The organism is Vibrio sp. T13N, assembly GCF_032970445.1.
GTDB lineage: Bacteria > Pseudomonadota > Gammaproteobacteria > Enterobacterales > Vibrionaceae > Vibrio > Vibrio diabolicus.
In genome coordinates, this window is the sequence record NZ_JAWJYE010000002.1 from 374,897 (window position 1) to 387,604 (window position 12,708).

Consider the following 12,708-nt stretch of genomic DNA (forward strand, 5'->3'; position numbering starts at 1 on the left):
AAAACAGAGACAATGAACACTTTAACACCAAGACGCTACTTTTTTAGGCATCTGACAAACAATTGATGAGAAAAGACTTTTCTTTTTCGTTCAGTGTGGCATATTAGCTGAGTCCTATCGATGCGCGGGCATCGTATAATGGCTATTACCTCAGCCTTCCAAGCTGATGATGCGGGTTCGATTCCCGCTGCCCGCTCCAATCTCTTTTATCTCAATCTACTCAAAAGAATCCGATGGCGGAGCAAATAGACAGCGCCAACGTTGTTTCCACGTTAAATTTGGTCGTGTTACGTCATAAAACATATCTTTCCATTCTGCAAACGTCACACGAATGGGATTAAAGCTGTTTACAGGTTTAGAAATTCCATACCTAACGGTTTCCACTTCTGGTTCAAACGTTCCAAACATCCGATCCCAGATAATCAACACTCCCGCGTAATTTTTGTCGATGTACTGACGGTTTATACCATGATGAACACGATGATGAGATGGCGTGTTAAATACCCACTCTAGCGGTCCAAGCGAGCGAATTGATTGAGTATGAACAAAAAACTGTAAGCCCAGATTAAACAGCACAACGAAGACGACCCACTTAGGATCAAAGCCAATAATCACCAAAGGCAACCAGAAAATCCACATTCCCGCTAACGGATACATCAAGCTTTGACGAAACGCGGTGCTGAAATTCATTCTCTCCGAGCTGTGATGGACCACGTGCGCAGCCCACATCCAACGAATACGGTGGCTAGCTCGATGAAACCAGTAATAGAAAAAGTCTTGCAGGACGACAAGTAACAAAAACGCTGAAACGCTCATTTCGATATCAAACAATCGCCAATCAAACCACCACAAATATAACTGAGCAATCAGTAAACCTGTGAGTATGTCTGTCGCTTGGTGTAAGCCCGCAAGCACAAAATTACATACAACTTCCGGAATATAATACGTCGCGCTTTCGGGCAAACGTCCCCTTCGTTGTCCAAACCAGTACTCTGCAACCATACATAAAAAGAAAACAGGCGCCAAAATCATCAGAAGTAATTCAGGGCGTTCCATCAACTGTGTCCAATCCATTGTGTTTCTACCATTTTGCATAGTGATCTTCAGTAAGACCTATGACTTCTTCTAACTGATGTTTGATACCATTCCCATCAACGATGTAGCCAGAGAAATAGCCGATATATTGACGAAAATTGCTTTTGAGAAACCAAAAGTTTTTCTTTTCTGAACGTCGGTTTAAAGGCGTGAACACTAGGTCAATCCGTTTATCTTCCGACGTTATATACCATCTTTGTCCTTCATCATTTCGTGAAAATTGAAAATGAACAGACTGTAAAAAATGCCGTTCACCATTAATCCAGAATACATTTTCACAGCAGCCCGTTTCATTGACGCCTGCAGCTAAGTTCAGCCCCAATCGTCTGCCGCTTTCAAAGCAATTAATACTCGCCCAGCGCCAGCTTGTCTCCCGTCGCATGTACCCAGCGGAAAAGTCGTAACCAGCAGCCACTTCTGAGAGATCTTGTTCCTTTCCTAATATGAATAAGTTGCCATCTACCGTTAACGCATTATGCTTCTGCGTATAAGTCCAACCCGCATAACCGGTTGGTGTACACAACATTAATGGCAAACTCATACTTTCTGAACGTAAGTAGAGATCAGCATTGACAGATTTCGTCACAAAGTGGACGTGCCAAATACCATTCTGAATAGAAAACTGAATACTTTTGTCAGCAAGATGGGCATGACTAGACCAACTGGAAGGCTGAGTTTGATAATCAATATTAAAAGGCTTTAACCACTGCTGCTCCACTAACTCATTATTTTGAATGTCAAACAGATAGCAAAAACCAGATGCTAAATACCTAATATCCGCAATCGCAACCCCAATCACGTAGTTAGGTGTGACCAAATTAACGAACTGAAACTGCTTATAGTCACAGTAACGGCGCCACTTAGACGCTGGCTTATCCATCTCATCAAGGTAGGTAAACTTATCTAACTGTAAAGATGTGGGAATCCCATCAAGATGGCCAAACACTGGTAGACCGTTTTGCTGCATAAACGAGTCCAGAGTCTTAAGCTCATGCATATTTTTATCTTTTTCGAGTCAACACGCTCAGATGTTAACACTACGTTAACAAAAACAATTTGCGTGACAGCACAACAATATCGACTAATTTGGCTTCGGCTCGCTATATGTGAAACCGATCACTCAACTATCCACTCATGTCACTCACTTAATCTTCCTCATCAATACGACCAGAAGTTGGAAATTGAGCGTTCTCATCCGCAGGAAAGACCATTATAGCCATTGAGAATTGGTCAAAATCACTATTTAATGGGAATAAATTCATATAAACTGATTGCTTATTCATATCAAGGAAGAGATCTATGTCACACATACACGATACTATTGTTGCGTTGCAACACAGTAGCCCGGCTCAAAAAGAGTTTTACCAAGCCGTAGAAGAAGTATTAACTTCTCTCGCTCCAGTCATAGAAAGCAATAATAAATATAAAGAACAAGCGATTATCCAAAGAATCGTAGAACCAGAACGTCAAATCATGTTTCGAGTTCCTTGGGTCGATGACGCAGGGAATGTGCAAGTAAACAAAGGCTACCGCGTCGAGTTTAACTCCGCGTTAGGTCCATACAAAGGCGGACTGAGGTTCCATCATTCAGTGAACGCGAGCATCATAAAGTTCCTCGGCTTTGAACAGATTTTTAAAAACGCGCTTACTGGCCTTCCAATTGGTGGCGGAAAAGGCGGTTCAAATTTCGATCCTAAAGGAAAATCTGACGGTGAAATCATGCGATTTTGCCAATCATTTATGAACGAGTTATACCGCCACATTGGTCCTGTTACCGATGTTCCTGCTGGCGATATCGGCGTCGGTGCGCGTGAAATTGGTTATATGTTTGGTCAATATAAGCGATTGACGGGCCGCTACGAAGGGGTACTTACAGGCAAGAGCCTTCTTTGGGGGGGCTCACTTGTTAGGAAAGAAGCAACGGGATATGGAACCGTATATTTTGCGGAATGCATGCTCAATGACCGTAATGATTCACTCAAAGGCAAAACTTGCCTCGTTTCTGGCGCAGGTAACGTCGCTATCTATGCAATTGAAAAGCTATACCACATGGGAGCAACCCCAGTAACATGCAGCGATTCTAGAGGCACGATCTATCATGAGCACGGTATTGACCTGCAGCTCCTCAAGCAACTTAAAGAAGTGAAAAGAGCAAGTTTAGAAGAGTATTTAGACACTTACCCTGAAGCAGAGTATACGCCGTTGGGTGACTATCCTAATGAAGGGCATGCTGTATGGCGATATCAAGCTGACGCCGCATTCCCTTGCGCGACCCAAAATGAACTAACGTCAAACGATGCTCTTGCTCTTATCGATAATGGGTGTGTTTTGATTAGTGAAGGCGCAAACATGCCAACCACTCGTGATGCGGCCAATATCATCGTGGATTCCGAAATGGCTTATGGGCCAGCGAAAGCAGCCAATGCAGGCGGCGTTGCAACCAGTCAGCTTGAAATGGCACAAAATGCCAGCATGCAAAACTGGACCTTTGAGCAAGTCGATAGCCAGTTACAGACCATCATGAAAAACATCTTTATTAATGCAAACGAAACCAGTCGAGAGTTTGGTCAACCTGGTAATTTAGTTTTAGGCGCAAACATTGCCGGCTTTAGAAGAGTCGCTGATGCGATGATCGAGCAAGGCATCGTTTAGTTCACAATAGCCAGCAGCCTGACTGCTGGCTTAACACTATTCGGCGATACACTGCGCTTTGACAAAGAGCTTCATTTAATCTGCAATAAGCGTCGTCACTTCAGTTTTAACCGAATTGGCGATAAAACAATTCTCATGAGCCATGTGGTGCATTTTTTCTAATTGAGATCGTGTCGGTTGATTATCACCAGCAAATGTTATCTTAGGGTTTAGTGTTACCTTAGACACCCATTCTTTTCCATTTTCACCTTTTTTCAGCTCCCCTACTGCTTCATCTAGGTAGCGATCCACAACGTAACGTCGTTTCGCCGCAATAGAAAGAAAAACAAGCATGTGACAACTGGAAAGTGCCGCAACAAATGCTTCTTCCGGATCAACGTTTTCTTCTACAGATAATGGCAACGGCACTACGTGTGGAGATGGTGACGCAGGGACTTGCAACCCGCCATCAAACTTCCAAATGTGCGCCCGACTATACTGGTTATCACTGAATACTTCGTCAGCTTCGCGATGCCATTCGATTAAAGCGGAATGCTTACTCATTCTAACTCCCTGATTTTCTCATTGACGAATCAACACATCCATTCACGTCATAGTAAACCATAACGAAACGAGGTAAGGAACGCATGAACTCAGAGAGGTTACAAAATTTGTTGAGGATCGACGTTTTTTTTCTGTATGTCATCCAGAAGTCGATTAGCCTGATGGATGTTAACTTGTAATCGGTTGATTAGCATCTGTAACCGCTCAATTTCAGGAGTTTGCTTCGCTTTGAGCGTGTTTTCTAGCGCCTCCGTTTGTCCAGCTAAAATCGGCAAACCAAGGTTCAATGCCATACCTTTTGTTTTATGCAACGTGTCTTCTAGAGACGCGAAATCTTCAGCCATAAAATAATCAATAAGTTCATCAACCGATGATTCAAAATCGACAATAATACCTTTTAGTAGCTCATCTATCGCTTCCGGCGCTTCTTGCAAAGAAATGAGCATCTCTGAACTGGATAACTCTTCTTCTGTCAGCCGTAGCTTCTCTATTGGCTTGCGCTGCAACTGGAGAACGTTGTTGTCATTCGTTAATGGTAAATTCTCTTTTGGTTCGAGCCTCGCAGCAAACTGTTTAAGAGCGTCCGAAAAGCTCTCTTGTTGTAGCGGTTTTGTAAGCACATGATCCGCTCCGGCTTCAATAAAGCTATCATGCGCCTCACGAAAGACATCTGCCGTATACGCAAAGAGTAATGTTTTGATACCTAACTCTTGTCGAATCACACGCGTCACTTCAACACCATTCATCTCAGGCATGTGATTGTCCATCAGAATCAGGTCATATTCGTTATCTCTCGCCTTTTTAACCGCCACCAATCCGTTTTCAGCAACATCCACTTCATGTCCCAACTTTTCGCAAAACCCTTTCGCCACAATGGCGTTCACTCGATTATCTTCAGCAAGCAATATCTGCAAATTGTGTGTTTTCTTGCGAGTTTTTGGAGGCTCTTGTGCCTTTGGAAGTTCGCATTCAACCCAAGGAATGGGCAGTTCGACGATGAATTGACTTCCGACGCCCTCCACACTTTTCAATGTAATCTTGCCATCCATCAAGCCAGTTAATTTTTTAACTATTGCCAAACCAAGCCCTGTGCCTCCAAATTTTCGGGTAGTTGAAGAGTCGGCTTGCTCAAACGAGTTGAAAACATGTTCTTGCTTGTCTAGCGCGATACCAATACCAGTATCACTCACAATCATCACCAAGCAATGATTTACCTTATCAAGTTCCGTTCTGATTAACACATGCCCTTCACTGGTAAACTTCACCGCGTTGCCAGCAAGATTAAACAAAATCTGTCGTAAACGTGCGCAGTCTCCGGTAAATTCAACGTATTCAGGCACTTCATTTTCCACGATCAATTCGATATTTTTTTCATCGATGAGCGGTTTTATTGCGCTACACACAGGAGAAATGACTTGATCTAAATTGAACTTAGCCTGTTCAAATTCCAGTTTGTTTTCTTCAACTTTAGAGAAATCCAAAATATCGTTGAGAATCGTCATCAAGTGTTGGCCAGAATCAAGAATGACTTTCACGTACTCTTTAGTCGTCGGCTCTTTAGTTTCCTCTGCAATCATTTGAGAAAGGCCCAATACACCATTCATCGGCGTTCTTAATTCGTGACTCATTGCGGCGAGAAAACTTGATTTGGCTTTTGCTGCTCGCTCGGCTTTATTTCGCGCCTCCTCGATTTCGAGGTTTAATTGTTTCAAGTTGTACATTCGATATTGCGACTGATACAAGAATGCACTGACTAACAACATCACGGCAATAAAAACAAACAACCAAGTAAAACGCGCTTCACTTTGGGCAATATTGAGCAGCCGATGCTCCGCATCCTCGATAAAAACAAAGTATCCATGATCAAGCAGTTCATTCGTGAGTAGTTCTATCCTTTTATCGCTCGCTTGAAGCCGATCTAAGAAATTGGCTTCACTTTCACTCTCAACTACGTTTTGTGTCAAAAGCAGTTGGTTGAGAAACTCAAAATAGTGATGCCCACTCAACGTCTTTCGGGTATCGGTAGAAATATCTTGCTGATATAAGTTGAATAGCATTAATAACGCGTATTGATTCTCCACCTGAACGCCAATCAACATATCGAGCTTCAGCGTTGTATCAAGCACACGGTTTTTGAATAGATTGAGCGTATCCTCAACTTTTTTATGATTGGGCGTAACAGGGAACCAAACTGACTCCCTTGATGAATTTAGCAAGTTCTCAGCTGCGACTTCTATATCCACTAAAGATGTCGTCAGTTCATAATTCTTCCTATCTTCAACCGCATATCGATTCACGATAACATCGCGCTCTTCAATCAACTTGTGCCCAATATCCGTCAACTCCGCGTGGAATTCTTGTGCACTTTTTGAATTCACATGTGACATGTACGCCAATACACAACACGTCAGCATGGCAATAAAAAAGCAGATATTAACGAGTTTGAATTTACTCATTTTCCAACACCTCTAAAATCACGGGTCTGGGTGCTGTCAAAGACTGTAAGAACGCTTCAATATCAGCGACACTTTCATCGCTCATCGTAATTCCGAGCTGCGTTTTCGCCATAATCTGTATCGCCTCAGATAACTGGTCAACTCGTCCGTTATGAAAATAAGGGCTTGTTAGGGCGACATTACGTAAACTGGCGACTCTAAAATAGAATTGTTCTTCACTTTCCGTCGTAATCAGGTGCCGTCCCGAATCCTCTACTACTGGCTTATCTTTGAAATAGGCGAACCTTTGTATCATCGCTCCGCCAATATTTTTGCCCTGATGACACTGTACGCAACCTGAAGACTGAAATGTTTTCCACCCCCTAATTTGCTGCTCACTGAGGACATGGGTGTAACCCAGTAAGTAGGCATCGAATGGTGCACCTGGAGTTTGGAGCCCTTCGACAAACTCCACAATGGCGGACTTAATATTGTTAATATTAATCGGTAGCTCACCATCACGACTAAATAGCGCTTGATAACGTTCGCTTCCTTTCACGTACTGCTCTATTGTTTGCCAGTTTGAGTCCATTTCTATTGGATTGTGGATTGGCCCATCAATCTGAGCCATCAAGGTGTTTTCGGTACCATCCCATAAAAAACGATAATTTAACGCTGCATTAAACACTGTGATGGAATTTCGAGTTCCATCACCTTTCACCCCTGTAGAAACTGGTGTATTTTCAGCGCCATTGGTTTGCAAGTTGTGGCACGTCGCACAACTGACGCTACCGTTTGAAGATAGCTGAGGATCACGAAAGAGATGCCAGCCAATTCTCGCCAGCTTAATATCTACGACAGGGTCACCTTCTATCGGCTGAACTAACGAAATATCACCTAGCACCTTAGCATTTCTTGCGATTGTTGCTTGGCTCAAAATGAGTGTCACAACAACTAATGTGATTATGCTGAATTGCCTCATCAACTGCATACCTTACACTTGCCATTAGTATGAAGTTAGTTGCATTTTTAGGTTTTTTCCATTAATGGAAAACGGTTACCAGAGCTGCACGTGGAGGGACTTTTATTTAAAGCTCAGATAAGGAGCAAATGACGAAGGCGAGTAACGAAGAATTGACTCGCTTCGTGGAGTTATGTGTGCATATTGAATTCTAGATTTAGCTTATAGAAGCCAGCAACCTTTGAACCCAAGTAATCTCACCATAGGAGATGAGATCGAAGATAGTAAAGAAAATGGCACAGATAATGGCCAGTTTGACCAAGCGTTGAACAATAAACATCATAATTACCCATCATTTTTTCGCAGTTTACTATTACAAAAGAAGTTTAGATACAGAAGAAAAGCACTAGTTACACTAATAGACTGTTTTATAAAAAGATTTATACCTTTACTAGCTGCACGATTAAACCGTAATTTGAATGCGCGGTACGTTATTGAGCATTTTAATTGCAAACACGAAAATCTAGTAATTAGAGCAAACGTTTCACTTACCATATCAGCTCAGCAAATCCTTCATTTTATCTCTATAATTTGAATCTATATCAACAATTTCTGTTAGAACATGTCGTACACTTTCAGTGAATTAACATCTATAACTATTTTTTAATGAAAACACTTCGCTTGTTTAACTTGAATCTTCGCTATAAAACCGCCTTATACTTTTCATTAGGACTGCTGGGCATGGTCATCAGCTTCCTTTTTATTAGCCGTTATTTTTTCCTGTATAGCTTAGATGAGCTCGAAGACATGGAAATTAACCATGCGAATCAGCAAGCACTCGCTGTCATCGACATGATGGTGAGCCAGCAAGAAAGCGCCTCATACGATTGGGCGTACTGGGACGAAACATACGATCTGTTTGTTGATCGTGATATTGCGAAATATACCGAGCGAAACCTTTACACAGAGAGCATTGATGCGTTAAACCTCGATATGATGGCGTTTATCACGACTAATGGGCAAACCCTGCTCTCCTTAACTCGTGAGGATAACCCCGACACTTCTTCAGAACTCACCGCTAAAATGGCGAATCAACCTACTCTTCAAGATTACATCAAGTCCATGAATCACAAGCTTGATATCCATAGAGAGAGCATCTCAGGGTTGTTTAAAATCAACGATACTATTTGGGGTCTTAGCCTCAGCCCAGTTAGAAATAGTGAAGGCGACCGCCCTTCTAACGGATGGATGCTTTGGGGAAGAAACCTATCTTTGCGCTTTCCTGGAGACTTTAAATCCATTTTAACTGCGGAAAACTCATTAGAGACGCAGATGGTAAGTGGATCAGACAGTAGTGAGATGCGGGATATAGAGAAGACCTCGCGGTCAATAACAAAATGGGCCTCACTCTCTGATTTATCTGGTGAACCAATCGCATGGCTAAAAACGAAAACACAGCGAGAGCATTATGCGAAAGGTAATACGCTATTCATGTACCTGTTTGCAACGGTTGGCGTTGTGGCATCAATCATCGCTGCGGGTACCTACATCACGTTTAAAAATAAGGTCGCCACTCGCTTTAATCATTTTGCTGAAGGAATAAGCGAAATCGCCTCTCAATACCAGCTTGAAGGCTTGCATTCTGTAAAAGTAGACGAATTAGAGTTAGCGACAAAACTGGTACAAAAGCTCTCTGAAAATACATCGTTAACCCAACTGCAATTGAAAGACTCGATGGAAAAGTTTGGTGCTCTGTACCATAGCTCCTCACTAGGCATGCTAATTGTTATCGATCGTAAAATAGTCGATGTCAACCAACGAGCGTTAGATCTGTTGAGCTACAGCAAATCGCAATTGATAGATCGTCCTCTAGACACCTTGTGCCCATCGGAGGACGATGAATGTCGAGTTGACGCCATGTTCAGAGAGCTGAAAAACGGTAAAACACAATTCGAAGCGCAGGTGCTCGATAGCAATACAGAAGAAATCGACTGTTTGATAGAAGCCACGCTCATTCAACATCATGGTCAAAGTGCGCTGATGTTGTTGCTTCAGGATATGAGAGAGACAAAACAGCAAGCAGAAATGATCCAAAAGCTCACCGACTTTGATCCGGTATCCGGTTTCTGTAATCGTCCTGTCATTCTCAATGCACTGCACGAGCTCGTAGAGACACGGCCAAACCATTTTTCGTTTGTGTACATTAACAGTAAGACTCTCAAGCAAATTGCAGGGGTATACGGTCACCTCATTTTTGATGAAGTGATTCAATACATCGCATCCGCAATACGCGAGCAATTAGGTGCATTCCAAATAGGCCGAATTAGTGAGCATGAATTTATAATTTTGATTCCAGATATCGAGCACCACCAAAAAGCGATAGATGCTACCAATCGATTACTGAATCATTTGTCACATAAGGTCCAGCTCTCCGGGATCATGATGTCATTAGACAGCAAAGCGGTGATGATGGATCTAAACATTACTCACCAGTCTGTCGAGCATTTGCTGCTTGCAGCACGTTTCTCATCGCAATCCGCTAAGGGTCGTCACTCTCACGAAGTATTAGTCATTGATGAAGAACTATCAGAGCAAGCGGAAACCTCTATGGTGATCAATCGCGATTTAGAAAATGCCATTAGACAAGATGCGATTAAACCTTTTTTCCAGCCTATCGTGGAAGCTAAAACCACTGAAGTCATTAGCTTCGAAGCACTTGCTCGTTGGCAACATCCAACATTAGGGATGATTTCACCAGAAGTATTTATTCCGATGGCAGAACAAGGAAAACTTATCGTCGAATTGGGAGAGTCCATTCTCAAACAATCGTGCGAATTTATCAGTCGGCTCAACGGAGTTCGTCATGCGCAAGGTCTGTCGATGTTAAGCGTGCATGTGAACTTAAGCGCGCAGCACTTTTATCATGCAGGACTGATGCCCTACCTAAAAAAAGTGATGGCTCAATACAACCTCTCTGCGGGCCAGCTTGTGCTTGAAATTACTGAAAGTATGTTGATGGGCGGAGAAGTAGAATCTATCCAAAGCATTCAAGACATCAAGCGACTTGGTGTTGGACTCGCTTTGGATGATTTTGGTACTGGATACGCATCATTCAGTAGCGTATGTAATTTTCCATTGGATATTGTGAAGCTGGATAAATCTTATATCGACGAGATTGAAACCAATGACAGAGCGAAAACACTGGTAAGAAACATTGCCAACATGTCTCAAGAATTAGGGTTAACTATTGTCGCCGAAGGTGTTGAAACCGCGAGCCAAGTACGCAAGCTTAAAGTTTGGAATATTGATGAGTTGCAAGGGTTTTACTTCCACAAACCGATGCCTGCCGAGCAAGCGCTCGTTCAATTTTCTCGCCACGTAAACAGTTAGTCTCTCTCCTCTAAGACACATTAGGAAGGCAAAGTGATTACCGTCACTTTGCCTTTTTGTTGAACCTTTTCACACCAGACGCCCCACGATTAGTGACTACCGATATTCATATGAAGGCCCGTAGCCTCAGATGTGCCATGATAAATGCTGATATGACTAATTCGAGTGATCAATTACTTATTTGCACTAGTATTACTGCGTATATACTTGAATTAGGTTTTCAAAAAGTCCCTGTGACCGCACAAGGAGGACTGCATGAAACGACTATGGATATGGGTCTTACCTTTACTATTGTTTGCTAGTCAAGCACTGGCCAATACTGTCTGGATTGTTCCCGTCAAAGGCGCTATCGGTCCTGCTACCAGCGACTATTTGTCTCGTGAGATAGAAGAAGCGCAACTCAACGGTGTCAGTTTAGTGATCTTAGAGATGGACACTCCTGGCGGCTTAGACAGCGCAATGAGAGATATTATTCACGCGATTACCACCTCCTCCACTCCAGTTGCGACTTGGGTTGGCCCGTCAGGATCTAGAGCGGCTAGCGCAGGGACATACATTTTACTCGCCAGCCACGTTGCCGCAATGGCTGAAGCCACCAACCTTGGCGCTGCAACGCCCGTCGCGTTAGGTGGTGCCCCTCAGCCCCCTTCATCGGATGATGGCAAAGATCAAAACGCGGAAGAAACGTCAGAAGGAACTAACGAAGGTTCAGAGAAAGTTCCCGCGAAAACCGCAATGGAGAAAAAGGTGATTAATGATGCTAGAGCCTATATTAAAGGCTTAGCAAAGCTTCATGGCCGAAATGCAGAGTGGGCAGAGAAAGCAGTGAGCGAAGCTGCGAGTTTGGACGCCACAGAGGCATTGGAATTAAACGTTATTGATTATATCGCCAACTCACCAGAGGATTTAGTCAAAGCCATTGATGGACAAACTGTTAAAGTTAACAATCGTGATGTGACATTGTCACTGGAAAATCCCGTATGGATTGAAAGAACACCCGATTGGCGAGCAGAAATGCTAGCCGTTATCACAAACCCAAACGTCGCCTACATCCTGATGCTCATTGGCATCTACGGTTTGCTTCTTGAGTTTTACAACCCGGGCATTGGCTTACCCGGCGTGTTGGGTGGTATTTGTTTGCTCCTCGCCATGTACGCCTTACAAATGATGCCTGTGAACTACGCTGGGCTTGGTCTGCTGTTACTCGGAATTGCACTGATGATCGCGGAAGCATTCAGTCCGAGCTTTGGAATTTTGGGCTTAGGTGGTGTTGTCGCCTTTGTGCTCGGTTCCATCTTCCTCATGGACAGTGAGTTGCCAGGATTTCAGATCGCCCTTCCTTTAATTTTCGGTATTTCCATCTTTTCTGTCGCGCTGATCGTGTTGACTGTCGGCCTGCTGCTCAAAATACGCCGACGACGTGTGACAACAGGTTTAGAAACTTACCCTGGGAAAATCGCTGTCGTGAGCGATGACTTTATCGATGGCGAAGGGCGCGTTCAACTCGATGGTGCGCTATGGCGAGCCAAAACCAAAGACCATCAACAACTCAAACAAGGTGATCATGTCACCATTGTGAATGTGAAAGGGCTGACCTTAACCGTGATGCCTGATGACCGCCAAAATAAATAG

General features: G+C 43.3%; 8 protein-coding genes and 1 tRNA gene. 4 read left to right on the plus strand and 5 right to left on the minus strand.

What is annotated here, in order from left to right; all coding sequences use genetic code 11:
* Window positions 1-124 precede the first annotated feature (124 nt).
* Window positions 125-199, plus strand: a tRNA-Gly gene (locus R2S67_RS04705).
* A gap of 17 nt (window positions 200-216) precedes the next feature.
* On the opposite strand, the gene R2S67_RS04710 is transcribed toward R2S67_RS04705, so the two are convergent.
* Window positions 217-1,074 (minus strand): sterol desaturase family protein, encoded by an 858-nt coding sequence (locus R2S67_RS04710; RefSeq protein ID WP_005397136.1) that lies wholly within the window; start codon window positions 1,072-1,074, stop codon window positions 217-219.
* Window positions 1,075-1,081: 7 nt separating this feature from the next.
* Window positions 1,082-2,092, minus strand: coding sequence for a DUF2804 domain-containing protein (locus R2S67_RS04715; RefSeq protein ID WP_317342545.1), 1,011 nt, complete (start codon window positions 2,090-2,092; stop codon window positions 1,082-1,084).
* 302 nt (window positions 2,093-2,394) lie between these two features.
* Between R2S67_RS04715 and gdhA the strand changes: the two genes are divergently transcribed.
* A complete protein-coding gene (gene gdhA / locus R2S67_RS04720; RefSeq protein ID WP_039437518.1) occupies window positions 2,395-3,747 on the plus strand; it encodes an NADP-specific glutamate dehydrogenase in 1,353 nt (450 codons plus the stop codon).
* Window positions 3,748-3,822: 75 nt separating this feature from the next.
* On the opposite strand, the gene R2S67_RS04725 is transcribed toward gdhA, so the two are convergent.
* From R2S67_RS04725 to R2S67_RS04735, 3 genes are all read right to left on the minus strand, one after another.
* The gene (locus R2S67_RS04725; RefSeq protein WP_005392541.1) at window positions 3,823-4,290 is read right to left on the minus strand and encodes an OsmC family protein; all 468 of its coding nucleotides are present in this window, start codon (window positions 4,288-4,290) and stop codon (window positions 3,823-3,825) included.
* A 98-nt stretch (window positions 4,291-4,388) separates the two neighbouring features.
* On the minus strand, window positions 4,389-6,746 hold the full coding sequence (locus R2S67_RS04730) for an ATP-binding protein (RefSeq protein ID WP_317342546.1): 2,358 nt from the start codon (window positions 6,744-6,746) through the stop codon (window positions 4,389-4,391).
* A complete protein-coding gene (locus tag R2S67_RS04735; protein WP_053084246.1) occupies window positions 6,739-7,707 on the minus strand; it encodes a cytochrome-c peroxidase in 969 nt (322 codons plus the stop codon). Before R2S67_RS04735 ends, R2S67_RS04730 begins: the two co-directional genes overlap by 8 nt.
* 720 nt (window positions 7,708-8,427) lie before the next feature.
* Here R2S67_RS04735 and R2S67_RS04740 point away from each other — a divergent pair.
* Together R2S67_RS04740 and R2S67_RS04745 are read left to right on the plus strand one after the other, a co-directional pair.
* The gene (locus R2S67_RS04740; protein ID WP_317342547.1) at window positions 8,428-11,076 is read left to right on the plus strand and encodes an EAL domain-containing protein; all 2,649 of its coding nucleotides are present in this window, start codon (window positions 8,428-8,430) and stop codon (window positions 11,074-11,076) included.
* A gap of 255 nt (window positions 11,077-11,331) precedes the next feature.
* Window positions 11,332-12,708, plus strand: a complete 1,377-nt coding sequence (locus tag R2S67_RS04745) for an NfeD family protein (protein ID WP_047008242.1) — start codon at window positions 11,332-11,334, stop codon at window positions 12,706-12,708.

Excerpts from the sequence above, each read along its gene's own strand:
- R2S67_RS04710 (WP_005397136.1), bottom strand. The coding sequence starts at position 1,074 with ATGGATTGGACACAGTTGATGGAACGCCCTGAATTACTTCTGATGATT.
- R2S67_RS04715 (WP_317342545.1), bottom strand. The coding sequence starts at position 2,092 with ATGCATGAGCTTAAGACTCTGGACTCGTTTATGCAGCAAAACGGTCTA.
- gdhA (WP_039437518.1), top strand. The coding sequence starts at position 2,395 with ATGTCACACATACACGATACTATTGTTGCGTTGCAACACAGTAGCCCG.
- R2S67_RS04725 (WP_005392541.1), bottom strand. The coding sequence starts at position 4,290 with ATGAGTAAGCATTCCGCTTTAATCGAATGGCATCGCGAAGCTGACGAA.
- R2S67_RS04730 (WP_317342546.1), bottom strand. The coding sequence starts at position 6,746 with ATGAGTAAATTCAAACTCGTTAATATCTGCTTTTTTATTGCCATGCTG.
- R2S67_RS04735 (WP_053084246.1), bottom strand. The coding sequence starts at position 7,707 with ATGAGGCAATTCAGCATAATCACATTAGTTGTTGTGACACTCATTTTG.
- R2S67_RS04740 (WP_317342547.1), top strand. The coding sequence starts at position 8,428 with ATGGTCATCAGCTTCCTTTTTATTAGCCGTTATTTTTTCCTGTATAGC.
- R2S67_RS04745 (WP_047008242.1), top strand. The coding sequence starts at position 11,332 with ATGAAACGACTATGGATATGGGTCTTACCTTTACTATTGTTTGCTAGT.